The sequence below is a fragment of the Citrobacter sp. wls711 genome (assembly GCF_005281055.1).
In the GTDB taxonomy this organism is placed as follows: Bacteria; Pseudomonadota; Gammaproteobacteria; order Enterobacterales; family Enterobacteriaceae; genus Citrobacter; species Citrobacter gillenii.
The window spans coordinates 57089-83253 of the sequence record NZ_SZXC01000008.1; the positions used below are offsets into that span (position 1 = coordinate 57089).

The window sequence follows — 26165 nt, forward strand, 5'->3', positions numbered from 1 at the left end:
GCACCACTACGTTTCAATACGGAACATTTATCAGCGAAGATGTTCCGTATTGAAACGCTCATTACGGCAATTTTCTTTTGACAACCCATATGCAAAATTACCTTATCGGCAGCGAGAGGTCGCCGTGGCGCTGTACATCACCGATACCCTACACCAGATGCCTGCCGTTTTTTGCAGCCATCTCAGGACTGTCTACGGAGCATAAAAATGAAAAAATTGATCAACCGTGTTGAAGACGTACTGAATGAACAACTCGCCGGGCTGGCAAAAGCCTACCCTTCTCTGGCGCTGCATCAGGACCCGGTATACGTCACTCGTGCTGACGCGCCGGTGATGGGTAAAGTGGCGCTACTTTCAGGTGGCGGCAGCGGGCATGAACCAATGCACTGCGGCTATATTGGTCAGGGCATGCTTTCCGGTGCCTGTCCGGGGGAGATTTTCACCTCGCCAACCCCGGACAAAATGTTCGAATGCGCCATGCAAATTAACGGTGGCGAAGGCGTGCTGCTAATCATCAAAAATTACACCGGTGACATTCTGAATTTTGAAACCGCTACCGAGCTGTTGCACGAAAGCGGCGTCAAGGTCACGACCATGGTTGTTGACGACGACGTAGCGGTAAAAGATAGCCTGTATACCGCCGGACGTCGCGGTGTTGCGAATACCGTGCTGATTGAAAAACTGATCGGCGCGGCTGCCGAGCGCGGAGACTCGCTGGAAGCGTGTGCCGCATTGGGTCGCAAACTGAATAACCTCGGTCACTCTATCGGCATTGCTATCGGCGCCTGTACCGTCCCGGCCGCAGGGCAACCTTCGTTTACGCTGCAGGATAACGAAATGGAGTTTGGCGTCGGCATTCATGGGGAGCCGGGGATCGATCGACGCGCCTTCTCTTCCCTCGACCAGACCGTGGATGAAATGTTCGACACTCTGCTGGAGAACGGTCACTACAGCCGTACGCTGCGCCACTGGGACAACATCCAGGGTGCCTGGCAGGAAGGTAAAGAAACCAAACAAGCGCTGCAACAGGGCGACCGCGTCATTGCGCTGGTCAATAACCTTGGCGCAACGCCGCTATCCGAGCTGTTCGGCGTCTATAACCGTCTTGAAAGCCGCTGTCAGGATGCGGGTATCATCATCGAACGCAATCTGATTGGCTCTTACTGTACCTCTCTGGATATGACCGGTTTCTCCATCACCCTGTTAAAGGTCGATGACGAAACGCTGAACCTGTGGGATGCACCGGTACACACCCCTGCTCTCAACTGGGGTAAATAAGGAGATTCATAATGTCCCTCAACAGAACACAAATCGTTAACTGGCTTTATCGCTGCGGTGAAATATTTACCACAGAAAGTGATTTTCTGACCGGTCTGGACCGGGAAATTGGCGACGCCGACCACGGCCTGAATATGCACCGTGGCTTCAGTAAAGTGGTCGAAAAACTGCCGTCCATTGCGGATAAAGACATCGGTTTCATTTTGAAAAACACCGGCATGGTGCTGCTTTCCAGCGTCGGCGGGGCCAGCGGTCCGCTGTTCGGCACCTTCTTCATCCGCGCCGCACAGGTGACTCAGGCCCATCAGAGCCTGACGCTGGATGAGCTGTATCAGATGATGCGCGATGGCGCAGAAGGCGTGATTAGCCGAGGTAAAGCCGAGCCTGGGGACAAAACCATGTGTGATGTCTGGGTGCCGGTGGTCGAGTCGCTACGTCAGTCCTGCGAACAAAAACTGAGTGTACAGGCGGCGCTGGACGCGGCGAGTCAACAAGCAGAAGCGGCTGCACAAAGCACCATCACCATGCAGGCACGTAAAGGTCGTGCCAGCTATCTGGGTGAGCGCAGTATCGGGCATCAGGATCCCGGCGCAACGTCGGTGATGTTTATGATGCAAATGCTGGCTCAGGCCGCCAGAGAGTAAGGATAAAGCGATGGTAAACCTGGTTATTGTGTCTCATAGCGCGCAGTTGGGCGCAGGCGTCGGCGAGTTAGCCCGACAGATGTTAATGGGCGAAGGGTGCAAACTAGCAATCGCCGCGGGCATTGACGATCCCGATAATCCTATCGGCACCGATCCAATTAAAGTGATGGAAGCCATTGAGTCCGTCGCGGACACGGATCACGTGCTGGTGATGATGGATATCGGCAGCGCGTTATTAAGTGCGGAAACCGCCCTGGAACTGCTCGATCCGACGATCGCCGCGAAGGTACGCTTGTGCGCAGCCCCGCTGGTAGAAGGCTCCCTGGCCGCAACGGTCAGCGCCGCAGCAGGTGCCGATATCGACCGCGTCATTCGCGATGCCATGAGCGCCCTCGATGCCAAATATGCGCAACTGGGTTTACCACCGTCGTCCCCGGTCGTTACCGCGCCGGAAGGCCTCTCTGCTGATGACGAGGCCCGCTCTGTTGCCGTGGTGGTCAAAAACCCCAACGGCATCCACGTTCGCCCGGCGTCACGGCTGGTCTCCACGCTGTCTGGCTTTCGCGCCGACATGCTGCTTGAGAAAAACGGTAAGTGTGTGGTCCCGGACAGCCTGAACCAAATCGCGCTGCTGCAGGTGCGTTGTAATGACACGCTGCGCTTAATTGCCAAAGGTGAACAGGCCGACGACGCGCTGGCGGCATTCAAACAGCTGGCTGCGCAGAACTTTGGTGAGTCCGTTGAACAGCCACATACCGGCGGCATCACCAACTCAGCGCCGATACAAGCAACGGGGATGGCCTTTTGCTATACGCCGGTCGCCGCAGAGGTAGCCCCGCAGCCTGCCACCGATTTACCGTACGAACAGCAGCGGTTACAGGCGGCAATCCGCAATACGCTGGAGGATCTGAACTGTTTAACGGCGCTTGCCGAAGAGAAATACTCCGCCGATATCGCCGCGATTTTCTCCGGCCACCACACGCTGCTGGACGATACCGAGTTATATGACATGGCCTGCGCTATCATGCGCGAAAAACAGTGTCGCGCCGAACATGCCTGGCATACGGTATTGAGCGACCTGAGTCAGCAGTATCTCCAGCTCGACGACCCCTATTTGCAGGCGCGGTATATCGATATTGACGATTTACTGTACCGCTCGCTTCGGCATTTGACCGGAATACCCGCTCAAATCCCGACCTTTATTCGCCCGACAATCCTGGTGGCAGACGTCATTTACCCGTCCACCGTACTGCAGTTGGATCCGCTGACCATCAAAGGCATCTGTCTGCGCGCGGGCAGCGATGCGTCCCATTCGGCAATCATTGCCCGCGAGATGGGGATCGGCTGGGTATGCCAGCAGGGTGAGGCGCTCGACGCCATCAAAATGGGGGACACCCTGACCCTTGACTGCGCGGCACATCAGGTCATCCGGGTGGGCTAAACGCCGCTGCACGTCCTGTTATCACAAAGGGCGTGCAGCTTTCACATCACGTGCAGAAACGTCTGTTTGTTCGCAAAATAGGGTCCCTATAACGCGTAACGGTCGATCCTGGACTAAGGTTTTCTCATGGTAAATGCCGCAACTTCGGCACGCCGCTAAGGAGATTACCCGATGATAACGCCAGCAATTCGCCATCCTGGCCTGCTCTCTGTTACAGTAAAACTCACGCTCGCAAGTACCCTTTTGGCCCTTGCTTCATTCGGCGCCCACGCCGAGGAACAGCCCGCCGCAACGCCGCAGCCCCCTGATATCCTGCTCGGCCCTCTGTTTAATGATGTGCAAACCGCCAAGCTGTTCCCGGATCAGAAAACCTTTGCCGATGCAGTGCCCAATAGCGATCCGCTGATGATCCTTGCTGATTATCGGATGCAAAAAAACCAGTCCGGCTTCGATCTTCGTCATTTCGTCGGGGTGAATTTTACGCTGCCCAAAGCCGGTGAGAAATACGTCCCGCCCGCCGGACAGTCGCTGCGTGAGCATATCGACGGGCTGTGGCCAGTGCTAACGCGCTCGACGACTGACGTGGAAAAATGGGACTCATTGCTGCCACTGCCGGAGCCATATGTCGTGCCCGGTGGGCGTTTTCGCGAAATTTATTACTGGGACAGCTATTTCACCATGCTGGGGCTTGCCGAGAGCAACCACTGGGACAAGGTCTCCGACATGGTGGCGAACTTCGCTTACGAGATTGATGCCTGGGGGCACATTCCTAACGGTAACCGCAGCTATTATCTGAGCCGCTCCCAGCCGCCGTTCTTCGCCTTTATGGTTGAACTGCTGGCGCAGCACGACGGTAATGATGCGCTGAAAAAATACCTCCCGCAGATGCAGAAGGAGTACAGCTACTGGATGGAGGGCGTCGAAACGCTTAAGCCAGGTCAGCAAAACAAACGGGTAGTCAAACTGGCTGACGGCACGGTGTTAAACCGCTACTGGGATGACCGTGATACGCCAAGACCCGAGTCCTGGGTTGAAGATATCGCCACCGCCAAAAGCAATCCGAACCGTCCGGCCACCGACATTTACCGCGACCTGCGTTCGGCCGCCGCCTCGGGCTGGGATTTTAGCTCACGCTGGATGGACAACCCGAACCGGTTAAGCACCCTGCGCACCACCAGCATCGTCCCTGTCGATCTCAATGCGCTGCTGTACAAGATGGAAAAAATGATTGCGCTTGCCAGCAAAGCCGCAGGGGATGAAGCCAAAGCTACACAGTACGAAGGCTTCGCTAATGCGCGACAAAAAGGGATTGAAAGCTACCTGTGGAACGATAAAGAGGGCTGGTATGCCGACTACGATTTAAAAAGTCAGAAAGTACGCAATCAACTGACCGCCGCCGCCCTGTTCCCGCTGTATGTCAATGCGGCGGCCAACGATCGCGCCAGCAAGGTGGCTGCGGCGACCCAGGCGCATCTGCTGCAACCCGGCGGTCTGGCCACAACGTCGGTGAAAAGCGGTCAACAGTGGGATGCCCCGAACGGCTGGGCACCACTCCAGTGGGTTGCAGCGTCCGGGTTACAAAACTACGGCCAGGATAAGGTCGCCATGGAGGTCACCTGGCGCTTCCTGACCAACGTGCAGCATACCTATGACCGGGAGAAAAAGCTGGTTGAAAAATACGACGTCAGCAGCACAGGAACCGGCGGTGGCGGTGGCGAGTACCCGTTGCAGGATGGCTTTGGCTGGACCAACGGCGTCACCTTAAAAATGCTCGACCTGATTTGCGCCAAAGAAAAACCCTGTGATAGTGTCCCGTCGACACGGCCAGTAACTGAAAAAACAACGCAGACCGTGCAATAAATTACACCAGATTAGCCATGAGAGGCGGCCCCCGCAGGGGCCGCTCAATTAATCTCGCCGTACCAGGCGGAAAATCCCCAGCACAAGAATGGCACCGACGATGGCCACCAGGAAACTGTGCAGATTAAACCCGCTGATATCTCCCCCGATACCAAACATGGTTGCCAGCCATCCGCCGACCACAGCCCCGACAATGCCGAGAATACAGGTCAGAATAAATCCTCCGCCATCGCGCCCCGGCATGAGCAGTTTAGCGATAACACCCGCAATCAGACCAAAAATAATCCAGGCAATAATTCCCATTTTCAGGCCCTCTTTCCAATGAACGCACGCGCAAGCCATTCCTGCGCCAGTACGTTAAGTATAGGCAAGCCGTCGCCCGGCGTTTTTCTACAGCTTGCGTTCAGCGGACTTAATAAAAAATTTCATCCATTTGTATTAAGTTCTGTCGCGCGATGCCGATAATCCAACGACAAACCAGGCATCCAGGAGTCATTAGGTGTGAGCAACTACCATGAGCAGTTCCTGAAGCAAAATCCATTGGCGGTGTTAGGCGTTCTCCGCGACTTAAATTCACAGCAGATCCCCCTGCGAATCTCCTGGTCAGGCGGGCAATTCATCAGCAAAATTCTCGCGGTGAGCCCGGATGAATTAGTTATGGATTTTGGCAGCCAGGAATATGAAAACCAGGCCGTTCAGCGGGCAAGCCAAGTCTCTGTCATCGCTGAAACGCAGGGTGCCAAGGTCGAGTTCACCCTGCCTCAACTCAAAAAAGGGGAATTTCAACGGTTGCCGGCATTTATCTCGTCGCTGCCGCCCGCGCTGTGGTTTGTCCAGCGCCGGGAATATTTCCGTATTGGTGCCCCATTGCATCCGCCCTATCACTGCACGGCAAAAATGCCGGACAACAGCATTTTACGTTTTCGGTTGTTCGATTTATCGCTCGGCGGGATGGGCGCGCTGTTAGAAGAGGCAAAACCAGAAGGACTGGTGGAGGGCATGCGCTTTTCGCAGGTTGAAATCAACATGGAACAATGGGGAATGTACCACGTTGACGCCCAGCTTATTTCCATCAGCGAGCGCAAAGTTATCGACGGGAAAAATGAAACCATCACCACTCCCCGCCTGAGCTTCCGTTTTCTCAACGTCAGCCCGGCGGTGGAGCGGAACTTACAGCGGATTATTTTTTCACTCGAACGTGAGGCCCGGGAAAAATCCAACAAGGTACGCGAGTAACCTCACGCGAACTACATCACATCCAGCGCTTGCTGAAGCTTCCAGATATAACGCGGAGCCTGCGGCGCCGGATGATTATCAGCCACATGCTCAATAAACTCATCCGGACTGAGATCGTTGATTTTGTTGATGGCTTTTTTCCTGTCGGAGGAGAATGTCCGCAGCAACGCCCCCGCACCGTTGGCATATGACACCACCAGCGCATATTGCATCACCTGTGGGTCTTCGATGCCGGCCAATGGTCCGGTTTCGAGAATATTCAGGTACGCGGCACCCATGGAGATGTTGCGCTCAGGGTTTTTCAGCTCACTGGTTGACGGCTCGCCACTCCAGCCCATCCGACGGTAGACATCACGTCCGGAGGTAGAGGCTTTGAGCTGCATCAGCCCAACGGCGTTAGATTTACTGACCGCATTCGGATTTCCGCCTGATTCAATGGCGATGATGGCCGTAATCAATTGTGGGCTTACCCCCCAGGCCGCGCCGGCTTTTTCACTGATCGGCATCCATTGCATTGCGCGTTTAACCGGAACTTCAGCATTCCATGGCGGATTTTTGTAATCCTGTTTTGAACTACAGCCCGCAAGTAATACAACCAAAAAAGCAAACCATCTCAATTTCACGTCATCTATCCTTATAGCCGGAACCTGTCGCTGAGGTGACAACGACATACCTACGCGGCATGATATACATTTGGTTTTAGTTGTAGCAAGGAAATGCCATGTCCCGGTTTCACTTAATTGCCCCCTCGGGCTACTGTATCAACCAGCAAGCGGCATTGCGCGGGCTTTCGCGCCTTACTGAGGCCGGTCATCAGGTCACAAACTCGGCGGTTATTGCACGTCGCTACCAGCGTTTTGCCGGGACGGAAACCGAACGGCTGGCGGATGTGAATGCATTGGTTGAGCTGAAAACACCCGATACCATTGTACTGGCGGTGCGCGGCGGCTATGGCGCCAGCCGTTTACTGGATGCTATTGACTGGCAGGCACTGACCGCCCGCCAGCAACACGACCCACTGCTCATTTGCGGACACAGCGACTTTACGGCAATCCAGTGCGGCCTGCTGGCACAAGGCAACGTCATTACCTTCAGCGGCCCGATGTTAGCGGCCAATTTTGGTGCCGAAGAAATGAACGCGTTTACCGAACACCATTTCTGGCAGGCGTTACGCAATGCGCAATTTACTATCGACTGGCAAGGTGATGGTCCGGACTGCGCCACCGAAGGCACGCTGTGGGGCGGTAATCTGGCGATGCTCATTTCGCTGATTGGCACCCCGTATATGCCCGCCATTGATAACGGTATTCTGGTGCTGGAAGACATTAATGAGCACCCGTTCCGCGTCGAACGCATGCTGTTGCAACTGTACCACGCGGGCGTTTTAGCCCGTCAGAACGCCATTATTCTCGGCAGCTTTAGCGGCAGCGCACCAAACGATTACGACGCTGGCTACAATCTGGAGGAAGTCTGCACATTTCTGCGTGCCAGACTGTCGGTACCGTTGATTAGCGGTCTCGATTTTGGTCACGAACAGCGTACCGTCACGCTCCCGCTGGGAGCAAAAGCGGTGCTGAAAAACGTGAAAAATAGCAGCCAGCTCACCTTAACCGGGCATCCGGTGCTGAAATCGTAAAAAAAGCGGCTAACAGGGCTAAGTAAAACGCTGTTTCTGCCGCTATTATGATAGGGTTTGTAAACACGAAACAGCGTAATACAGGAGTAACCGAACGTTGGATGCCGCAGCAATTATTAGCCTTTTTATTTTGGGTTCCGTTCTCGTCACCTGCAGTATCTTACTCAGTTCATTCTCATCACGTCTTGGTATCCCGATCCTGGTGATATTTCTCGCGATCGGTATGTTAGCGGGCGTAGATGGCATTGGCGGTATTCCTTTTGATAACTACCCTTTCGCCTACATGGTGAGTAACCTGGCGCTGGCGGTTATCCTGCTTGATGGCGGGATGCGCACCCAGGCCAGTTCCTTTCGCGTAGCGCTCGGTCCGGCATTATCGCTGGCGACCGTGGGCGTGCTGATTACCTCCGGCTTAACCGGCATGATGGCCGCGTGGCTGTTTCATCTGGATCTCATCGAGGGTTTATTGATTGGCGCGATTGTTGGCTCAACCGACGCCGCAGCGGTGTTTTCCCTGCTCGGTGGGAAGGGTCTGAACGAACGTGTCGGCTCGACGCTGGAAATAGAATCGGGCAGCAATGACCCGATGGCGGTGTTTCTGACCATCACGCTAATTGAAATGATCCAAAACCACGAGACCGGCTTAAGCTGGATGTTCGCGGTGCATATTATTCAACAGTTCGGTCTGGGTATTGCGCTGGGTCTGGGTGGCGGTTATCTGCTCCAGCAAATGATTAACCGGATCTCGCTGCCTGCCGGATTGTATCCACTGCTGGCGTTAAGCGGCGGGATCCTGATTTTTGCCCTCACCACCGCACTGGAAGGCAGCGGTATTCTGGCGGTCTACCTGTGTGGTTTCCTGTTGGGTAATCGCCCCATTCGCAACCGGTTCGGTATTCTACAAAACTTTGACGGCCTGGCCTGGCTGGCGCAAATCGCCATGTTCCTGGTACTGGGTCTGCTGGTGACGCCGTCCGACCTGCTGCCCATTGCCATTCCGGCGCTGATTTTGTCTGCCTGGATGATTTTCGTTGCCCGCCCGCTGTCGGTGTTCGCCGGGCTGCTGCCGTTCCGGGGTTTTAATCTGCGTGAGCGCATTTTCATCAGCTGGGTCGGCTTGCGCGGTGCGGTGCCGATCATCCTCGCCGTCTTCCCGATGATGGCCGGGCTGGACAATGCCCGTCTGTTCTTTAACGTGGCGTTCTTCGTCGTCCTGATTTCGCTGTTGTTTCAGGGAACATCGCTCTCGTGGGCTGCCAAAAAAGCCAAAGTGGTGGTTCCACCGGTCGGCTGGCCCGTTTCGCGTATTGGTCTGGATATTCATCCTGACAATCCCTGGGAGCAGTTTGTTTATCAACTGAGTGCAGATAAATGGTGTGTGGGGGCCGCACTACGCGACCTGCATATGCCAGACGAGACGCGAATTGCCGCGCTGTTCCGTGACAACGTGCTGTTTCATCCGTCGGGCAGCACCCGCCTGCGCGAAGGTGACGTGCTGTGCGTTATTGGTCGCGAGCGCGATCTTCCCGCATTAGGCAAGCTGTTCAGCCAGTCGCCGCCGGTCGCGTTAGACCAGCGTTTCTTTGGTGACTTTATTCTCGAAGCCAGCGCCAAATACGCCGACGTGGCGCTGATTTACGGGCTGGAAGATGGCACTGAATATCGCGATAAGCAGCAGACACTGGGTGAGATCGTCCAGCAATTGTTAGGCGCCGCACCGGTGGTCGGCGACCAGGTCGAATTTGCCGGGATGATCTGGACTGTGGCCGAGAAAGAAGATAATTCGGTGCTGAAAGTCGGCGTTCGCGTGGCAGAAGATGAGGATGAATAATAGTGATGTTTTTGCCGGGTAGCGGCTGCGCCTTACCCGGCTTACAAATGTACTGCTATTGTAGGCCTGATAAGCGCAGCGCCATCAGGCAACTTTACAAAAGTTACACCGTCAGAACTGGTACGCGCAGCGCCAGCGAGCACATCAACTCGTACCCCACCGTACCGGCCGCGGTAGCCACATCGTCGATTTTGATCTCTTTGCCCCACAGCTCTACCGGCGTACCAATGCCTGCCTGAGGACATGGCGTCAGATCCACTGCCAGCATATCCATCGACACCGTGCCGACCGTCCCGGTACGGACACCGTCCACCAGCACCGGCGTGCCGCTCGGTGCATGGCGCGGATATCCATCGGCATAGCCGGTCGCCACAATCCCGATACGTTGTTCACCGCGTGCGGTGTAACGCCCACCGTAGCCGACCCTGTCACCGGCCTTCAGCGTTTGCACCCCGATGACCTCGCTGTTCAGGCTCATTACCGGTTTGAGACCGGTGTTGGCGATGTCCCGCCATTGCCCTGACGGAGAGGCGCCGTACAAAATAATACCCGGGCGTACCCAGTCGAAATGGGCTTCCGGGTGCCACAGCGTGGCGGCGGAGTTTGACAGCGAACGTCGGCATTCAAGCCCTTCCGTCGCCTGTGCAATACGCGCCATCGCGTCCTGAATACCGTCCGGATGTTCGGCATCAGCAAAGTGCGACATCAGCGTCATCTCACCCACATTCGGCATCGCCCGCAGCTGTTGCCAGACGGTTGCCACCCGCTCAGGCAAAAAGCCCAGACGGTTCATGCCGCTGTTAACCTTCAGGTATACATCCAGCGGAGCGTTCAGTCGGGCATTTTGTAACGCTTTGAGCTGCCAGTTGCTGTGTACACAGGTGGTTAAACGATATTGGTCATACACTGTCAGATCGTCGGCGTGGAAAAAACCTTCCAGCATTAAGATCGGGCCTTTCCAGCCACGCTCGCGCAGCGTTATCGCTTCTTCCAGATTCAGCATGGCGAAACCGTCGGTGGTCCCCAGCGCATTCCAGACGCGCTCAATGCCATGTCCATAAGCATTGGCTTTTACCACCGACCAGACGCGGGCGTCCGGTGCGGCCTGCCGCGCAATGCCTAAATTTTGTTTCAACGCCTGCAGGTCAATGCTGGCCAGTATTGGGCGGGTCATCTCGCGTCCTTCTCAGCTATGTGCGCCGTGTAAATGTCGTGGACGTGACGGCGAAAATCCTGGGCTGTAACGCGCCACGCTCAGGTCATCGTAAGGGATGGCGGGCGTGCGACCAGAAAGAATATCGCTCAGCAACTGTCCCGATCCGCAGGCCATGGTCCAGCCCAGCGTACCGTGACCAGTGTTGAGCAGCAGGTTCTTAAAACGGGTACGCCCGACTACCGGCGTGCCGTCCGGCGTCATCGGCCGCAGCCCGGTCCAGAAGGTGGCCTGCTCCACATGCCCTCCGCGCGGGAAGAGATCGCGCACCACCATTTCCAGCGTTTCACGTCGCGGCTGTAATAATTCAGTATTGAAGCCCACGATCTCCGCCATGCCGCCCACGCGGATACGGTTATCAAAACGGGTAATGGCAATTTTGTAGGTTTCATCAAGGATAGTCGACACCGGCGCGCCGTCGTCCTCCGCGATCGGAATGGTCAGCGAATAACCTTTGAGTGGGTAAACCGGAATATCGACCATCCCTTTCAGCATAGCCGTGGAGTAAGAGCCAAACGCCATCACATAAGCATCGGCTTTGATAATTTCCTTACCGCATTGCACGCCATAAATCTGCTCGCCATCGCTCAGCAGCTTATCAACCGGTGTGTTGAAGCGGAATTTAACCCCTGCCAGCTCCGCCATTTGTGCCAGGCGTTGGGTAAACAGCTGACAGTCGCCGGTTTCGTCATTCGGTAGACGCAGCCCGCCGGTCAGCTTATGCGCCACTTCGGCCAGCGCCGGTTCCACTTCCGCGAGGCGATGGGCTTCCAGCAGTTGATATGGCACACCCGCATCTTCCAGAACGGCGATGTCGCGCGTGGCGTTCTCATACTGCTGCGCGGTACGGAATAGCTGCAGCGTCCCGCCCTGACGACCTTCATATTCAATGCCGGTAGTGGCTCGCAGCGCCTTCAGGCAATCACGGCTATATTCCGCCAGACGCACCATACGACCTTTGTTTTCCATGTAATGACTGGTGTCACAGTTGCGTAGCATCTGCCACATCCATTTCAGTTGGAACTGCGTGCCGTCAAGGCGAACGGCCAACGGCGCATGGCGTTGAAACATCCATTTAATCGCTTTTAGCGGTACGCCGGGTGCCGCCCACGGTGCTGCATAGCCTGGAGAGATTTGCCCCGCATTCGCCGCACTGGTTTCCAGCGCCGGACCGGGCTCACGATCAATGACGGTGACATCGTGTCCAGCCTGACTTAAATACCAGGCGCTGGTCACGCCAACGACACCACTTCCCAGTATGACAACTCGCATAGCCACTCCGTTAACAGTAAAAGAATAATCATCTAATTACATCTTGATAACTCAGTTGAAAATATTATTCAACATATGGCTTTTTTATGGTGATGTACCTCACACATAGCGGTAATGACAGGGATGTCTCTGCTTTAGGATCTCCTGCTGTGCGTCATTTTTATCCAGCATAAAATTTCGTGAACATCCTGTTTTTCGATGTTGGATTAACGTGATATCGCAAAGAAAAATTTTCTGCCGCAGCACGTTTTTTAACACCGTGTTCTATGCTTGAAATGAGGTACTCCAGACAGAGAGTGCCGCCAACAATGAGGGTGCGCGAATGGCTACGATTGATTCCATGAACAAGGACACCACACGGTTGAGCGATGGACCCGACTGGACGTTTGATCTGCTGGATGTCTATCTGGCGGAAATAGACCGCGTGGCAAAACTCTACCGACTGGAGACCTATCCGCACCAAATCGAGGTCATTACCTCCGAGCAGATGATGGATGCCTACTCCAGCGTCGGGATGCCGATTAACTATACCCACTGGTCGTTTGGTAAAAAATTTATTGAAACCGAACGTCTGTATAAGCACGGTCAGCAAGGGCTGGCTTATGAGATTGTCATCAACTCCAACCCGTGTATCGCGTATCTGATGGAGGAGAACACCATCACCATGCAGGCGCTGGTGATGGCACACGCCTGCTATGGGCATAACTCCTTCTTCAAGAACAACTACCTTTTCCGTAGCTGGACGGATGCCAGCTCCATTGTTGATTATCTGATTTTTGCCCGAAACTACATTACCCAGTGTGAAGAGCGCTACGGCGTCGACGAAGTCGAAAAACTGCTCGATTCCTGCCATGCACTGATGAACTACGGTGTCGATCGCTATAAACGCCCGCAAAAAATTTCATTGCAGGAAGAGAAAGCGCGGCAAAAAAGCCGCGAAGAATATCTGCAAAGTCAGGTAAATATGCTGTGGCGTACCTTGCCGAAAAAAGAGGAAGAGAAAACCGTGTTTGAAGCGCGGCGTTATCCTTCTGAACCCCAGGAAAACCTGCTGTACTTTATGGAAAAAAATGCCCCGCTGCTGGAGTCCTGGCAGCGTGAAGTGCTGCGTATCGTGCGCAAAGTGAGCCAGTATTTTTATCCGCAGAAACAGACCCAGGTGATGAACGAAGGCTGGGCGACATTCTGGCATTACACCATCCTTAACCACCTGTACGATGAAGGCAAAGTGACCGAGCGGTTTATGCTGGAGTTTCTACACAGCCATACCAATGTGGTGTTCCAGCCGCCGTACAACAGCCCGTGGTATAGCGGGATAAACCCCTATGCGCTCGGATTCGCCATGTTCCAGGACATCAAACGTATTTGTCAGTCCCCGACCGAGGAAGACAAATACTGGTTCCCGGATATCGCCGGTTCTGACTGGCTGGAAACCCTGCACTTCGCGATGCGTGATTTTAAAGATGAGAGTTTTATCAGCCAGTTCCTGTCACCGAAGGTGATGCGTGATTTCCGCCTGTTCACCGTGTTGGACGATGACAGACATAATTATCTGGAAATCTCAGCAATTCATAACGAAGAGGGATACCGTGAAATTCGTAACCGGCTGTCGTCGCAGTATAACCTGAGCAACCTGGAGCCAAACATTCAGGTATGGAATGTCGATTTGCGCGGCGATCGCTCTCTCACACTGCGCTATATCCCGCATAATCGCGCCCCGCTGGATAAGGGTCGCAAAGAGGTGCTGAAGCACGTCCATCGGTTATGGGGTTTTGACGTGACGCTGGAGCAACAGAATGAAGATGGCAGCGTGGAGCTGCTGGAACGTTGCCCGCCGAGAATGAACGGTCTGTGAATCTTATTGCCGGATGGCGACGCGAAAGCGTCTTATCCGGCCTACACTAGACATCCACGTAGGCCGGATAAGGTGTTCACACCGCCATCCGGCATTGAGTGATTAACGGCCCTGAATGGCTAAATCGCCGGGCAGGTTTTTCTGCATGCGATGCCAAATCTCGCCGCTGTCGTGACCGTAACTGCGCACCGTTTCATACACCTGGTCATGGGAGCCCTGCTCGCAGAGCAATGACAGCTTACGGTAGAAACTCAGTGCCAGACCGCGGGCTTCCGGATTGGCGAAATAATGACGACCAATACGGGTATACAATCCCTTCATGCCGTTGAGGATCAGGCCGTAAATCGGATTGCCGGACGCGAATGCCAGGCCGCGGAAAATGTTGTAGTCAAGGTCAGCAAAAGCGTCAGCGTGGTCGGCCACCTGATTTGCCGTCGCCAGCACTTCCTGCGCTTTGTCCGGATGTTGGCGGAATGCGGTGCGAATGAAGATTGTTGAGATGTTGGTACGCACCGACAGCAGATTATCAATGAGCTGCGGAACGCTCTCGTGATCGAGGCGCGCCAGCGTTTCAAGAATATTCAGTCCTGACGTTTCCCAGAAATTATTCACTTTCGTCGGTTTGCCGTGCTGAATGGTCAACCAGCCGTCCCGCGCCAGGCGCTGTAACACTTCGCGTAGCGTGGTGCGTGTTACTCCGATAAGTTCAGAGAGTTCACGTTCAGCGGGCAAAATAGTGCCTGGGGGGAAGCGGTTATTCCAGATACTTTCAATGATGTACTCTTCCGCGAACCCCGCTGGGCTTTGCGCCTTAATGACCATAGTAATAATTCCATTACACAGCAAAACATAGTTACACACATCATACCAGACGGGTCTGATGGCTGATAGCTGAGGCAATGAAGAAAAAGTGGATCAAGGCTTCATTTTCCAGATAACGCTGGGGCGCAATTGGCGCGACGAAGCACGTGAAGAGCTTGCCTGCGTTCCCTCCTCCCGCTAAGCTTTGCCGTCAAACATAAAAACATGATTTCATTTTTACAGGTAAGGGAAACTGCCATGGAGCTATCCTGGGGTCGCGCGCTGTGGCGCAACTTTTTAGGCCAGTCGCCGGACTGGTACAAACTCGCATTATTATCCTTCTTAATCGTTAACCCGATTATTTTCTTCATCAACCCGTTCGTTGCCGGGTGGCTGCTGGTGGCTGAGTTCATCTTTACGCTGGCAATGGCGCTCAAGTGTTATCCGCTGCTGCCGGGTGGCCTGCTGGCGATTGAAGCCGTCGTCATTGGCATGACCAGCGCCACGCACGTGCGTGAAGAGATTGCCGCCAATCTTGAGGTGTTATTGCTGCTGATGTTTATGGTGGCGGGCATCTACTTTATGAAGCAGTTACTGCTGTTTATTTTTACCCGATTGCTGCTGAGCATTCGCTCTAAAATGCTGCTGTCGCTGTCCTTCTGCGTAGCCGCCGCCTTCCTGTCCGCGTTCCTCGATGCATTGACCGTGGTCGCCGTCGTGATAAGCGTGGCGGTCGGTTTTTATGGCATTTACCACCGCATCGCCTCTTCCCGTGGGGAAGATAATATGCTCGATGACAGCCATATTGATCAGCACAATAAAGCCGTGCTCGAGCAGTTCCGCGGTTTTCTGCGCAGCCTGATGATGCATGCCGGCGTCGGCACGGCGTTAGGCGGCGTGATGACCATGGTTGGTGAACCGCAAAACCTGATTATCGCCAAAGCGGCGGGCTGGCATTTCGGGGATTTCTTCCTGCGGATGTCCCCGGTCACCGTCCCGGTGCTGATCTGCGGACTGCTAACCTGCATGCTGGTCGAGAAATTACGTTGGTTTGGCTATGGTGAAACATTGCCTGAAAAGGTGCGTGACGTTCTGCAGCAATATGACGATCAAAGCCGCCAGCAGCGTACCCGCCAGGACAGGATCAAACTGATTGTCCAGGCGATTATCGGCGTCTGGCTGGTTATCGCCCTGGCCCTGCATCTGGCCGAAGTTGGACTGATAGGCCTGTCGGTTATCATCCTGGCGACGTCCTTAACGGGGGTCACTGATGAACATGCTATCGGCAAGGCATTCACCGAGTCACTGCCGTTCACCGCGCTGCTGACCGTGTTCTTCTCAATTGTGGCCGTAATTATCGATCAGCAATTGTTCGCTCCGATTATTCATTTTGTTTTACAGGCTTCAGAGCATGCCCAGCTCACTCTGTTCTACCTCTTTAACGGTCTGCTTTCTTCTATCTCCGATAACGTCTTTGTAGGCACGATTTACATTAACGAAGCCAAAGCGGCGATGGAGCACGGGACCATCAGCCTGAACCAGTTCGAACTGTTAGCCGTGGCGATTAATACCGGGACTAACCTGCCTTCCGTCGCAACCCCGAATGGCCAGGCCGCATTCCTGTTCCTGCTGACTTCCGCACTGGCACCGTTGATTCGCCTCTCCTATGGCCGCATGGTATGGATGGCGCTGCCGTATACCCTCGTACTGACGCTGGTCGGTCTTTTGTGCGTGGAATTCACCCTCGTCCCGGTGACCGAGTGGATGACGCAAATAGGCTGGTTAGCTACACTTTCATAACAACTTACCGGGCAAATCACTGCCCGGTTTGACTTTTTGCATGATAATTATCCGATTACACAATATTTCAATAGCTGCTAGTGGCGCATAAATTGAATTGGTTTAAACTGCGCTCTCTACGCATGTTGCAGGGAATTTATTATGTTGCGATTTTTAAACCAGTGCTCCCGCGGTCGCGGAGCATGGTTATTGTTGGCGTTAACCGCCCTGGCGCTGGAACTCGTTGCGCTTTGGTTCCAGCACGTGATGCTGCTTAAACCTTGCGTGTTGTGTATTTACGAACGTAGTGCGTTATTCGGCGTAATGGGTGCCGGGCTGGTGGGTGCTATCGCGCCAAAAACGCCGCTGCGTTATGTAGCGATGGTTATCTGGATTTACAGCGCCTGGCGCGGTCTGCAGTTGGCGTACGAGCACACCATGATCCAGCTTCACCCGTCTCCGTTCATGACCTGTGATTTTGCGGCACGCTTTCCGAGCTGGTTACCGCTGGACAAATGGCTGCCTCAGGTTTTCCTGGCATCCGGCGACTGCGCCGAACGTCAGTGGTCTTTTTTAACCCTTGAAATGCCACAGTGGCTATTAGGGATCTTTGCTGCGTACCTGGTGGTCGCCGTGCTGGTGGTCATTGCCCAACCGTTTAAACCGAAAAAACGCGACCTCTTCGGTCGCTAACAGAGACGCTCCTTCGGGAGCGTTTTTTTTACCATAATGTCATTGCTTGGTGGCATCTATAAGATGTATATTAAATACATCTTATAGATGCCACACCAAGGAGATGTCCCATGTCCCATTTACGCATCCCGGCAAACTGGAAAGTTAAACGCTCTACTCCCTTTTTCACAAAAGACACTGTCCCAGCCGCACTGCTTTCCCACCATAACACCGCAGCAGGCGTCTTTGGACAGCTTTGCGTGATGGAAGGTACAGTAACGTATTACGGCTTTGCGAATGAAGAAGCGAAAGAGCCTGAAGTGAAAGTGGTGATAAATGCCGGTCAGTTTGCGACCAGCCCACCGCAGTACTGGCATCGTGTTGAATTAAGCGACGACGCGCAGTTCAACATTAATTTCTGGGTTGAAGATGACAACCACTCAGATGAGATGTATCAGGCGAAAAAGTCTTAATCTTTAGCGCCTGTTAACCGATGGGCGGCTCAGTCCGCCCATGAAGGTTTGTTCAAAATGTGATCCTGCCAGTCGTGTACTTCTGATTCTTTCACCGCAATATGACGGACTGAAATACGCTCACCGTGCATCGCGGCTTTCGAGCCAGTCAGTAGCGGGTGCCAGTCCGGCAGCCCTTTCCCTTCCGCAAGCAGACGATACGCGCAGGTCATCGGTAGCCATTCAAAAGTTGGCAAATTGTCACGCGTCAGCTTGATGCAATCAGGCTCGTATTCGAAACGACGTTCGTAGTTACGGCACTGGCAGGTTTTAATATTGAGCTGCTTACAGGCGACGTTGGTAAAATAGATTTCGTCGGTGTCTTCATCCATCAGCTTATGCAGGCAGCATTGACCACATCCGTCGCATAATGACTCCCACTCGGCATCGGTCATTTCATCCAGGGTTTTGCTTTGCCAGAAAGGTATGTCGCTCATCAGGGTATCCGCTATTGCAATAAAGCTGCACCTTATAACCAGTCTGGCACGTTGATGCAAGTTTTGCCGCCCGAAAAGGCGGCAAGAAGAGATTACAGTACTCTCGTCGTCAGCGTTTGACCGTGAAAACCGATTGCCAGCTCATCACCACTGTGTAACGGCCCTACGCCTTCTGGCGTTCCTGTCAGTACCACATCCCCCGCTTTGAGGGTGAAGAAACGACTCATGTAGGCAATCAACGGAATAATGTGATGGATCATGTCCGCCGTAGAACCGTGCTGACGTGTTTCACCGTTTACCGTCAGACTGAGCAGCGTATTTTGCGGATCGCCGTTAAACTCCGATACCGGAATGAAGCCCGACAGCGGACAGGAATTATCAAAGCCCTTCGCTTTCTCCCACGGCTGCCCCGCTTTCTTCATTTTTCCCTGAATATCGCGCAGGGTCAGATCCAGCGCCACGCCATAACCGGCAATGGCTTTACGCACATGATCTTCCGTTGCCTGGCGCAGGGTCGCGCCAATCAGCACCGCCAGCTCAACTTCGTGGTGCACCGCCCCCATATCCGCCGGGATAACCAGCGGTTGGCGCAGATCGCACAATGCCGTTTCCGGTTTGATAAACAGCACGGGTTCATCTGGCGTTGCGCTGCCCATCTCCTTAATGTGCTTTGCGTAATTACTGCCCACGCAAACCACTTTACTCACTGGGTAATCCAGCAGAGCACCATGCCAGTTGTGATGTTGATACATGACTTTCCCCTAACGTCGTCTTCGATTTCAGGAACTGCATCGACGGGACATGCGGCTGCCGGATACAGTTTAACCTTTAGCGTCTGGTATATTTTGTTTTGCCACAGACAGATGCTGTTTGAGTAAATCTTCTGGCGGTGGCGGGATTTGTAAATAATAGCCCTGCTCGGTTAACGCCTGTTTTACTTTTTCAAGGTCAGCGTTCACCAGTTTCTTGCGACCATCAAGTGGTAAAATCATTGCCAGTTTCGGCTGACCAAAACCTTTCATCAGTTCTTCAGGAACGCGAGAGAAATCGTCTTTTTTTTCGACATATAAATAGGTCTGGTCACGTTTGCTGCTTCGGTAGATCACACAAAACATATCTTTTACTCTGAATTCACGGAATGGTGGCTTGCCTCAATATAATACTGACTATAACATGCCTTATAGTCTTCGGAATATCACCCCGCGCTGGGGATGATAAATAGCAAATTGAGTAAGGCCAGGATGTCAAACACGCCAATCGAGCTTAAAGGCAGTAGCTTCACCTTATCTGTGGTTCACTTGCACGAGTCAGAACCCGAGGTTATTCGTCAGGCGTTGGAAGACAAAATCGCGCAGGCTCCTGCTTTTTTAAAACATGCTCCCGTGGTGATCAACGTCAGTGGCCTTGAAAGCCCGGTAAACTGGCCAACGCTGCAGAAAGTTGTCGCATCTACCGGTCTGCGCATTATCGGCGTTAGCGGCTGCAAAGATGCCAGACTCAAAGCAGAGATCGACGAAATGGGCCTGCCTTTGCTGACTGAAGGTAAAGAAAAAGCGCTGCGCCCTGCCCCCATTGCTGAACCCGCGCCTGCCGCGCCGGTACAAAACGTTACTCCCATCACAAAAACACGATTAATAAATGTCCCGGTTCGTTCCGGTCAGCGCATTTATGCACCACAATGTGATCTGATTGTTACAAACCACGTCAGCGCGGGCGCAGAACTCATTGCTGACGGCAATATTCACGTTTATGGCATGATGAGAGGCCGTGCACTGGCGGGTGCAAGCGGCGATCGAGAAGCACAGATTTTTTGTACCCACCTGACGGCAGAACTGGTGTCTATCGCAGGTGTTTATTGGCTGAGTGATAAAATCCCAGCAGAATTTTATGGCAAAGCGGCGCGTCTGCAATTAGCAGAGAACGCTTTGACAGTTCAACCGTTGAATTGATCCCTTTTTAACAAGGAATTTCTATGGCACGCATTATTGTTGTTACTTCGGGTAAAGGGGGCGTTGGCAAAACCACCTCCAGCGCGGCCATCGCTACAGGTTTGGCCCAGAAGGGAAAGAAAACTGTCGTTATTGATTTTGATATCGGCCTGCGCAACCTCGATTTGATCATGGGTTGCGAACGTCGCGTCGTTTACGACTTCGTCAACGTTATTCAGGGCGATGCGTCGTTAAATCAGGCGCTAATCAAAGATAAGCGTACTGAAAATCTCTTTATTCTTCCGGCTTCACAGACTCGCGATAAAGACGCGCTGACGCGTGAAGGCGTCGCAAAAGTTCTGGATGATCTGAAATCGATGGACTTCGACTTCATCGTCTGCGACTCCCCGGCCGGTATTGAAACCGGTGCGCTGATGGCACTGTATTTTGCCGATGAAGCGATTATTACCACCAACCCGGAAGTGTCTTCAGTACGTGACTCTGACCGTATTCTGGGCATTCTGGCGTCGAAATCTCGTCGCGCGGAAAATGGTGAAGATCCGATTAAAGAGCATCTGCTGCTTACGCGCTACAACCCTGGCCGCGTAAACAGAGGCGACATGCTCAGCATGGAAGACGTACTGGAAATTCTGCGCATCAAACTGGTTGGTGTGATTCCGGAAGATCAGTCAGTCCTGCGCGCATCTAACCAGGGTGAGCCGGTGATCCTCGACATCAATGCGGATGCTGGCAAAGCTTATGCAGATACCGTAGACCGTCTGTTGGGAGAAGAACGTCCTTTCCGCTTCGTTGAAGAAGAGAAGAAAGGTTTCCTCAAACGCCTGTTCGGAGGATAAGTTATGGCATTACTGGATTTTTTTCTCTCGCGGAAAAAGAACACAGCAAACATCGCTAAAGAGCGACTGCAGATCATTGTTGCGGAACGTCGTCGTAGTGACGCCGAGCCGCATTATTTACCGCAGTTGAGGAAAGATATTCTCGACGTTATCTGTAAGTATGTACAAATCGATCCAGAGATGGTCACTGTACAACTTGAACAAAAAGACGGCGATATTTCTATCCTCGAACTTAACGTGACATTACCAGAAGCAGAAGAGTCGAAATAAGCGCTTTGGTAAAAAAGTTGTGGTCGAAAAAAGGCAGAATATTCTGCCTTTTTTATTTTCAGTGACCCGTCCTGAATAGCGTTATTACCGAGTAAACAGTAGACAGGGTTCCAGAATAACCACCAGACACTCGCTTATTGTGGATATTCCAGCAACAGGGCGTTAAGTCGCTCGGTCATCAGCTCGCCACGCCAGCCGGAAATAAGCTCCGGCAAGGAAGACTTCGGCTTTAATTTCCAGTGCCAGTTAAGCAACTGGTTGATCTGACGGCGGGAGGCCAGCAGCTCCACGCTGAGATTGTGTTCCGCGCTCACGTCAGCCACCAGCGCCTTAATAGCTTTGAAGGCTTTACGGTAGCCCGGCATATCCATCAGGTTCAGCAGTGGTTCAGGCAACGATGCTTCCGGCAGGGCCTGCGCTTTTTCTACCAATGAAATCAGTGTCTTGCCATGGAAGCGAATTTCGCTCCCGGAAAGACCGAGGCTGTCCAGCTCACCCAGACTACCCGGCATATAGCGCGCCACTGACCACAGGTGCTCTTCGCGTACCACGAAATTCACCGCCAGATCGCGTTCACGCGCTTTACGCAGTCGCCAGTCAGCCAGCAGTTGCAGGCAGGCAAGCTGACGGGTACGCAACTGCCAGGCGTTGGTAATGTCACGCCACGCGTCCTCAGGCGCCAGTACTTCCTGGCGACGCTGCTGCATTAAACGACACTCATCCAGCGCGGCCGGTAGCCAGCCAGAGGCATCGGTTTCAGCCATCAGTTTTGCGGTGATCGGTAATAAATACCAGACGTCCGCGGCAGCATACTCACACTGACGCTCAGTCAGCGGTCGGGCCAGCCAGTCCGTACGGGATTCGCTTTTGTCCAGCGCCACGCCCGTAAACTCTTCCACCATCGCGGCAAATCCCCACGACAGCGGGCGACCGCAAAACGCGGCCAGAATTTGCGTATCAATCAGCGGCTGCGGAAGTTCGCCAAAGGTGTTGAGAAACACTTCCAGGTCTTCACTTCCCGCGTGCAGGAATTTGGTTATCGTGGTGTCGCGTAAAATGTCGCGCAGCGGCGACCAGTCGGTGATCCCCAGCGGATCCATCAGAGCAACGTGTTTGCCGTCAAACAGCTGAATGAGTCCCAGCTGCGGATAATAGGTACGCGTGCGAACAAATTCAGTATCCAGGGCAATCGCCGGAAACTCACGAACGGCTTCGCACAGCGTGGCCAACGCGTCGTCCGTGGTAATCATTTGGTAATTCAAATCGTGCTCTCTCAGGTTTGCGCCAAAAAAAACGCCGGATTAACCGGCGCTTTCTGATGACTGACTTAACGCTCAGCCTTTATTGTCCACTTTGCTACGGGCTTCGTCACGCAATTCTCGTCGCAAAATTTTGCCGACGTTAGATTTTGGTAACTCATCACGGAATTCCACCAGCTTCGGGACCTTGTAGCCGGTCAACTGACGGCGGCAGAACGTAATCAGCGCTTCATCGGTGAGTGACGCGTCTTTCTTCACGACAAAAATCTTCACCGCTTCACCGGTGCTGCCCGAGGGCACGCCCACCGCGGCAACTTCCTGAACGCCAGGATGTTGCATCACCACGTCTTCAATTTCGTTCGGATAAACGTTAAAACCGGAGACCAGGATCATATCTTTTTTGCGATCGACGATACGCAGGAAGCCTTCGTCGTCCATCACCGCAATATCCCCGGTGTGCAGCCAACCATCTTTAACGATTTCATCGGTCGCATCCGGGCGCTGCCAGTAACCCAGCATCACCTGCGGGCCTTTCACGCACAGTTCACCCGGCTCGCCCGGCGGGACTTCGTTATCGTCATCATCCACCAGCTTAACCTCAGTGGAGGGAACCGGCAGGCCAATACTGCCGCTGTGATAGTCGATATCATGCGGATTGACGCTCACCAGCGGCGAACACTCGGTCAGGCCATAGCCTTCCAGCAGATATTGGCCGGTCAGCTTCACCCAACGTTCTGCAACCGCCTGCTGGACGGGCATACCGCCCCCCGCAGAAAGATGCAGCGACGAGAAATCCAGTTGCTGGAAGTCTTTGTTATTCAACAAGGCGTTGAACAGCGTATTGACGCCGGTCATGGCGGTAAACGGGTATTTCGCCAGCTCTTTTACCAGGCCCGGAATATCACGCGGGTTAGTGATCAGTACGTTTTGACCGCCAAGCTCAATAAACAGCAGGCAGTTCATCGTTAAAGCAAAAATGTGATACAGCGGTAGCGCGGTGATCACCAGCTCTTTACCCGGATGCAGCAACGGACCGTAAGTAGCATGGACCTGCTCGAGGTTCGCCAGCATATTGCGGTGGGTGAGCATTGCACCTTTTGCCACACCGGTTGTACCCCCGGTGTATTGCAGGAAGGCCAGATCTTCAGAGACCACTTCAGGCTTCACATACTGCATGCGATACCCGTTTTGTAACGCACTGCGAAACGAGATGGCATCAGGCAGGTGATATTTCGGTACCAGCCGCTTGATGTACTTCACAACAAAGTTAACCAGCGTTCCTTTGGCGGTTGAGAGTTGATCGCCCATTCGCGTCAGGATCACGTGCTGAACCGATGTTTTATCGACCACTTTCTCCAGCGTGTGGGCAAAGTTGGACACGATCACAATCGCTGCCGCGCCGCTGTCATTAAGCTGATGCTCCAGTTCACGCGGTGTGTACAACGGGTTCACGTTTACCACGATCATACCGGCACGCAGAATGCCAAACAGCGCCACCGGATACTGCAGCAGGTTCGGCATCATCAGTGCGACACGATCGCCCTTTTTCAGCCCCAGCCCTTCTTGCAAATATGCCGCAAATGCGCGGCTACGCTCTTCGAGTTTGCGGAAGGTCATCACCTCCCCCATATTCACAAACGCGGGCTGATCGGCATAGCGCCTGACTGAATGTTCAAACAGTTCCACCAGGGATTGATAACGGTCAGGATTGATCTCCGCGGGAACACCTGCGGGATAACGGTTAAGCCAAACCTTTTTCAATACATCACCTCTAAAATGCGTATTCGTCGTCATCACAACCCCAGACAATAAACAAACTGTTAACATAATATTAACTCAGCGTACCAGTTTGTTTATTACACAACGACAAGGTTGCGAAGCACGTCACTATTTATTTTTCTTATAGCCACATAAATGCAGAAACAGCGGACGCGCCGCTGCTTCTTTTACATATAAATCAAAGAGTTATTCTGTAACTATCGTCTGAACCTGTGCCGGACCTGGATTGTACCATCCCCATCCGCCGTAGCCGCCGTATGGCCAGCCACGCGCACCGTAGAACCAGGGATCGATGGGCTGCGGAGGCATCACGATCTGCTGAGTAATATGCCAGCGTTTATAACCGGTTACCTGCATCAGCATGAACTTATACGGCGTACTGCCAATTTTACCGTCCACCGTGCCGCTAATAGGCCCTACGACGGTGACCAGTTGTCCGCGGAAATCCACCGGATCGAGAAAGCCATTAACATCGGCATAAATACGCCCGCGTGAGGCTTCACCCAGAATCGGACGCGCGCCGCTGTCGAGAGGCACGGTGGCAATTTCCAGTCGGGATTTCCCCTGCTGATTCTGAATGTCCACCACTTTGCCGCCAAAGCGTGCTTCCTGTCCGACGTACAGTTGCGGCGCATTCATGACCCGAACCAGATCCTGTTGCGGCGTTGGGCTTGAACCTTTAATCGCATCAGGAATCGTAACGCAACCGCTTAGCATGAACGCCAATGCGCCCGTCAACACGCCTTTTAATACCCATTTTTGAACCGCCATGTTGCGACTCCCTTATCTCAGCGCCTGTCCCCGGTGAGTTTTAAACTGCTGCGCATTCATCGCGTTGAGCCCGTTTGAAAGCATCGGGGGATGTACTACTAAGATTCATTCTTTTCCGGGAAGTTTCTTCCACGCCACGGTGTTACGTAAATAAACCGGTTCAGCATGTTCAACCGCTACCGTCTTTCCAGAGGCGAACAGTTGGGTGGCGAGAGGCAACATATCTTCAGCGGCCGGAAGCAAAACGTCGCCATCGCGCAGCATCAGGCCACTGTCTTTACCGAGTTCAGGCCATGCAGGCCAGCCCGTGCCGACCGTTACCCAGTCACCGGAAAGCTGCAGCAGTCGCTCATGAACCTGTCCCGGAGTTAATACCGCTTCGGTGTCTTCGCCGTGCCAGATACCGTTCTCATCACGCTGATATTCGGCCCAGTAGACTTCACCCATGCGCGCATCAATTGCTGCCAGCACGCGCGTTGCGCCGTTTTTGCGCCAGGCCCCCTGCGCCATAGTTGCCAGCGTGGACACGCCGATCATTGGCAAGTTCGCCCCTAACGCCAACCCCTGAGCAATACCAATACCAATACGCACGCCGGTGAAACTACCGGGACCTCGGCCAAACGCCAGAGCGTCGATATCCGTTAATGTGACATTGCCAGCAGTCAGGATATCCTGAACCAGCGGCAGGATGCGTTGGGTATGCTCTCGAGGGCAAAGCTCGAAATGAGATGTGATATTACCGTCATTCCACAGGGCGACAGAGCACGCCTCTGTGGCGGTATCGATAGCCAGAATTCGCATGGGTCTTCGTGATCAGATCAATAAATTTGGCGC

The 26165-nt window shown here is 53.6% G+C and carries 26 protein-coding genes; 14 read left to right on the forward strand and 12 right to left on the reverse strand.

Annotation, left to right across the window (positions count from 1 at the left end; translation table 11 throughout):
• Window positions 1-207 precede the first annotated feature (207 nt).
• The 4 genes from dhaK (at window position 208) to FDW98_RS04270 (ending at window position 5223) form a co-directional block, all read left to right on the forward strand.
• On the forward strand, window positions 208-1278 hold the full coding sequence (dhaK, locus tag FDW98_RS04255; RefSeq protein WP_096756743.1) for a dihydroxyacetone kinase subunit DhaK: 1071 nt from the start codon (window positions 208-210) through the stop codon (window positions 1276-1278).
• An 11-nt stretch (window positions 1279-1289) separates the two neighbouring features.
• Window positions 1290-1922: a dihydroxyacetone kinase subunit DhaL gene (gene dhaL, locus FDW98_RS04260; protein ID WP_096756742.1), complete on the forward strand. Its 633-nt coding sequence runs from the start codon at window positions 1290-1292 to the stop codon at window positions 1920-1922.
• A gap of 10 nt (window positions 1923-1932) precedes the next feature.
• A complete protein-coding gene (gene dhaM, locus FDW98_RS04265) occupies window positions 1933-3363 on the forward strand; it encodes a dihydroxyacetone kinase phosphoryl donor subunit DhaM (protein ID WP_096756741.1) in 1431 nt (476 codons plus the stop codon).
• 171 nt (window positions 3364-3534) lie between these two features.
• The gene (locus tag FDW98_RS04270; RefSeq protein WP_096756740.1) at window positions 3535-5223 is read left to right on the forward strand and encodes an alpha,alpha-trehalase; all 1689 of its coding nucleotides are present in this window, start codon (window positions 3535-3537) and stop codon (window positions 5221-5223) included.
• A 48-nt stretch (window positions 5224-5271) separates the two neighbouring features.
• Here the strand turns inward: FDW98_RS04270 and FDW98_RS04275 are convergent, their stop codons facing one another.
• Complete coding sequence (locus tag FDW98_RS04275) at window positions 5272-5526, reverse strand: GlsB/YeaQ/YmgE family stress response membrane protein (RefSeq protein ID WP_096759380.1); 255 nt, start codon at window positions 5524-5526, stop codon at window positions 5272-5274.
• A gap of 198 nt (window positions 5527-5724) precedes the next feature.
• Here FDW98_RS04275 and FDW98_RS04280 point away from each other — a divergent pair, with 198 nt between their 5' ends.
• Window positions 5725-6459 carry a flagellar brake protein gene (locus FDW98_RS04280; RefSeq protein ID WP_096756739.1) on the forward strand — a complete coding sequence of 245 codons (735 nt, stop codon included), beginning with the start codon at window positions 5725-5727 and terminating at the stop codon, window positions 6457-6459.
• A gap of 11 nt (window positions 6460-6470) precedes the next feature.
• Here FDW98_RS04280 and emtA read toward each other — a convergent pair whose 3' ends face one another.
• A complete protein-coding gene (gene emtA / locus FDW98_RS04285; protein ID WP_096756738.1) occupies window positions 6471-7082 on the reverse strand; it encodes a membrane-bound lytic murein transglycosylase EmtA in 612 nt (203 codons plus the stop codon).
• A 98-nt stretch (window positions 7083-7180) separates the two neighbouring features.
• Here emtA and ldcA point away from each other — a divergent pair, with 98 nt between their 5' ends.
• Both ldcA and FDW98_RS04295 read left to right on the forward strand, forming a co-directional pair.
• Window positions 7181-8095: a muramoyltetrapeptide carboxypeptidase gene (ldcA, locus tag FDW98_RS04290; protein ID WP_096756737.1), complete on the forward strand. Its 915-nt coding sequence runs from the start codon at window positions 7181-7183 to the stop codon at window positions 8093-8095.
• 97 nt (window positions 8096-8192) lie between these two features.
• On the forward strand, window positions 8193-9926 hold the full coding sequence (locus FDW98_RS04295; RefSeq protein ID WP_096756736.1) for a potassium/proton antiporter: 1734 nt from the start codon (window positions 8193-8195) through the stop codon (window positions 9924-9926).
• A 103-nt stretch (window positions 9927-10029) separates the two neighbouring features.
• Here FDW98_RS04295 and dadX read toward each other — a convergent pair whose 3' ends face one another.
• Entirely contained in the window at window positions 10030-11100 is a 1071-nt protein-coding gene (gene dadX / locus FDW98_RS04300) for a catabolic alanine racemase DadX (RefSeq protein ID WP_096756735.1), read from the reverse strand.
• A gap of 12 nt (window positions 11101-11112) precedes the next feature.
• Complete coding sequence (locus FDW98_RS04305; protein WP_096756734.1) at window positions 11113-12411, reverse strand: D-amino acid dehydrogenase; 1299 nt, start codon at window positions 12409-12411, stop codon at window positions 11113-11115.
• Between the two features lie 322 nt (window positions 12412-12733).
• Between FDW98_RS04305 and FDW98_RS04310 the strand changes: the two genes are divergently transcribed.
• Entirely contained in the window at window positions 12734-14266 is a 1533-nt protein-coding gene (locus FDW98_RS04310; protein WP_096756733.1) for a SpoVR family protein, read from the forward strand.
• Between the two features lie 102 nt (window positions 14267-14368).
• Here FDW98_RS04310 and fadR read toward each other — a convergent pair whose 3' ends face one another.
• Window positions 14369-15088, reverse strand: a complete 720-nt coding sequence (fadR, locus tag FDW98_RS04315) for a fatty acid metabolism transcriptional regulator FadR (protein WP_096756732.1) — start codon at window positions 15086-15088, stop codon at window positions 14369-14371.
• A gap of 237 nt (window positions 15089-15325) precedes the next feature.
• On the opposite strand from fadR, the gene nhaB reads away from it, so the two are divergent.
• The 3 genes from nhaB to FDW98_RS04330 all read left to right on the forward strand — a co-directional run bounded on the left by nhaB (window position 15326) and on the right by FDW98_RS04330 (window position 17991).
• The gene (nhaB, locus tag FDW98_RS04320) at window positions 15326-16867 is read left to right on the forward strand and encodes a Na(+)/H(+) antiporter NhaB (protein WP_096756731.1); all 1542 of its coding nucleotides are present in this window, start codon (window positions 15326-15328) and stop codon (window positions 16865-16867) included.
• A gap of 141 nt (window positions 16868-17008) precedes the next feature.
• Entirely contained in the window at window positions 17009-17539 is a 531-nt protein-coding gene (gene dsbB, locus FDW98_RS04325) for a disulfide bond formation protein DsbB (RefSeq protein WP_096756730.1), read from the forward strand.
• Between the two features lie 110 nt (window positions 17540-17649).
• Window positions 17650-17991, forward strand: a complete 342-nt coding sequence (locus FDW98_RS04330) for a DUF1971 domain-containing protein (RefSeq protein WP_096756729.1) — start codon at window positions 17650-17652, stop codon at window positions 17989-17991.
• A gap of 29 nt (window positions 17992-18020) precedes the next feature.
• Here FDW98_RS04330 and FDW98_RS04335 read toward each other — a convergent pair whose 3' ends face one another.
• From FDW98_RS04335 to FDW98_RS04345, 3 genes are all read right to left on the reverse strand, one after another.
• Window positions 18021-18467, reverse strand: coding sequence for a YcgN family cysteine cluster protein (locus FDW98_RS04335; RefSeq protein ID WP_196209307.1), 447 nt, complete (start codon window positions 18465-18467; stop codon window positions 18021-18023).
• Between the two features lie 92 nt (window positions 18468-18559).
• Entirely contained in the window at window positions 18560-19219 is a 660-nt protein-coding gene (locus FDW98_RS04340) for a fumarylacetoacetate hydrolase family protein (RefSeq protein WP_096756728.1), read from the reverse strand.
• Between the two features lie 69 nt (window positions 19220-19288).
• Window positions 19289-19582, reverse strand: a complete 294-nt coding sequence (locus FDW98_RS04345) for a YcgL domain-containing protein (RefSeq protein ID WP_096756727.1) — start codon at window positions 19580-19582, stop codon at window positions 19289-19291.
• 126 nt (window positions 19583-19708) lie between these two features.
• Between FDW98_RS04345 and minC the strand changes: the two genes are divergently transcribed.
• Genes minC through minE form a run of 3 tightly spaced genes read left to right on the forward strand, consistent with a single transcriptional unit; the run spans window position 19709 to window position 21522 of the window.
• Window positions 19709-20416 carry a septum site-determining protein MinC gene (gene minC / locus FDW98_RS04350; RefSeq protein WP_096756726.1) on the forward strand — a complete coding sequence of 236 codons (708 nt, stop codon included), beginning with the start codon at window positions 19709-19711 and terminating at the stop codon, window positions 20414-20416.
• A 23-nt stretch (window positions 20417-20439) separates the two neighbouring features.
• On the forward strand, window positions 20440-21252 hold the full coding sequence (gene minD / locus FDW98_RS04355) for a septum site-determining protein MinD (RefSeq protein ID WP_096756725.1): 813 nt from the start codon (window positions 20440-20442) through the stop codon (window positions 21250-21252).
• 3 nt (window positions 21253-21255) lie between these two features.
• Window positions 21256-21522, forward strand: a complete 267-nt coding sequence (minE, locus tag FDW98_RS04360; protein ID WP_096756724.1) for a cell division topological specificity factor MinE — start codon at window positions 21256-21258, stop codon at window positions 21520-21522.
• A gap of 134 nt (window positions 21523-21656) precedes the next feature.
• Here the strand turns inward: minE and rnd are convergent, their stop codons facing one another.
• The 4 genes from rnd to tsaB all read right to left on the reverse strand — a co-directional run bounded on the left by rnd (window position 21657) and on the right by tsaB (window position 26132).
• Complete coding sequence (gene rnd, locus FDW98_RS04365) at window positions 21657-22772, reverse strand: ribonuclease D (RefSeq protein WP_137398742.1); 1116 nt, start codon at window positions 22770-22772, stop codon at window positions 21657-21659.
• An 84-nt stretch (window positions 22773-22856) separates the two neighbouring features.
• Entirely contained in the window at window positions 22857-24542 is a 1686-nt protein-coding gene (fadD, locus tag FDW98_RS04370) for a long-chain-fatty-acid--CoA ligase FadD (protein WP_137398743.1), read from the reverse strand.
• Between the two features lie 204 nt (window positions 24543-24746).
• Complete coding sequence (locus FDW98_RS04375; protein ID WP_096756721.1) at window positions 24747-25331, reverse strand: Slp family lipoprotein; 585 nt, start codon at window positions 25329-25331, stop codon at window positions 24747-24749.
• Between the two features lie 105 nt (window positions 25332-25436).
• A complete protein-coding gene (gene tsaB / locus FDW98_RS04380) occupies window positions 25437-26132 on the reverse strand; it encodes a tRNA (adenosine(37)-N6)-threonylcarbamoyltransferase complex dimerization subunit type 1 TsaB (RefSeq protein WP_096756720.1) in 696 nt (231 codons plus the stop codon).
• Window positions 26133-26165 lie beyond the last annotated feature (33 nt).

Bases quoted from the DNA above. Each gene is read 5' to 3' on its own strand.
- dhaK (WP_096756743.1), top strand. From the start codon at position 208: ATGAAAAAATTGATCAACCGTGTTGAAGACGTACTGAATGAACAACTC.
- dhaL (WP_096756742.1), top strand. From the start codon at position 1,290: ATGTCCCTCAACAGAACACAAATCGTTAACTGGCTTTATCGCTGCGGT.
- dhaM (WP_096756741.1), top strand. From the start codon at position 1,933: ATGGTAAACCTGGTTATTGTGTCTCATAGCGCGCAGTTGGGCGCAGGC.
- FDW98_RS04270 (WP_096756740.1), top strand. From the start codon at position 3,535: ATGATAACGCCAGCAATTCGCCATCCTGGCCTGCTCTCTGTTACAGTA.
- FDW98_RS04275 (WP_096759380.1), bottom strand. From the start codon at position 5,526: ATGGGAATTATTGCCTGGATTATTTTTGGTCTGATTGCGGGTGTTATC.
- ldcA (WP_096756737.1), top strand. From the start codon at position 7,181: ATGTCCCGGTTTCACTTAATTGCCCCCTCGGGCTACTGTATCAACCAG.
- dadX (WP_096756735.1), bottom strand. From the start codon at position 11,100: ATGACCCGCCCAATACTGGCCAGCATTGACCTGCAGGCGTTGAAACAA.
- FDW98_RS04305 (WP_096756734.1), bottom strand. From the start codon at position 12,411: ATGCGAGTTGTCATACTGGGAAGTGGTGTCGTTGGCGTGACCAGCGCC.
- FDW98_RS04310 (WP_096756733.1), top strand. From the start codon at position 12,734: ATGGCTACGATTGATTCCATGAACAAGGACACCACACGGTTGAGCGAT.
- fadR (WP_096756732.1), bottom strand. From the start codon at position 15,088: ATGGTCATTAAGGCGCAAAGCCCAGCGGGGTTCGCGGAAGAGTACATC.
- nhaB (WP_096756731.1), top strand. From the start codon at position 15,326: ATGGAGCTATCCTGGGGTCGCGCGCTGTGGCGCAACTTTTTAGGCCAG.
- dsbB (WP_096756730.1), top strand. From the start codon at position 17,009: ATGTTGCGATTTTTAAACCAGTGCTCCCGCGGTCGCGGAGCATGGTTA.
- FDW98_RS04330 (WP_096756729.1), top strand. From the start codon at position 17,650: ATGTCCCATTTACGCATCCCGGCAAACTGGAAAGTTAAACGCTCTACT.
- FDW98_RS04335 (WP_196209307.1), bottom strand. From the start codon at position 18,467: ATGAGCGACATACCTTTCTGGCAAAGCAAAACCCTGGATGAAATGACC.
- FDW98_RS04340 (WP_096756728.1), bottom strand. From the start codon at position 19,219: ATGTATCAACATCACAACTGGCATGGTGCTCTGCTGGATTACCCAGTG.
- FDW98_RS04345 (WP_096756727.1), bottom strand. From the start codon at position 19,582: ATGTTTTGTGTGATCTACCGAAGCAGCAAACGTGACCAGACCTATTTA.
- minC (WP_096756726.1), top strand. From the start codon at position 19,709: ATGTCAAACACGCCAATCGAGCTTAAAGGCAGTAGCTTCACCTTATCT.
- minD (WP_096756725.1), top strand. From the start codon at position 20,440: ATGGCACGCATTATTGTTGTTACTTCGGGTAAAGGGGGCGTTGGCAAA.
- minE (WP_096756724.1), top strand. From the start codon at position 21,256: ATGGCATTACTGGATTTTTTTCTCTCGCGGAAAAAGAACACAGCAAAC.
- rnd (WP_137398742.1), bottom strand. From the start codon at position 22,772: ATGATTACCACGGACGACGCGTTGGCCACGCTGTGCGAAGCCGTTCGT.
- FDW98_RS04375 (WP_096756721.1), bottom strand. From the start codon at position 25,331: ATGGCGGTTCAAAAATGGGTATTAAAAGGCGTGTTGACGGGCGCATTG.
- tsaB (WP_096756720.1), bottom strand. From the start codon at position 26,132: ATGCGAATTCTGGCTATCGATACCGCCACAGAGGCGTGCTCTGTCGCC.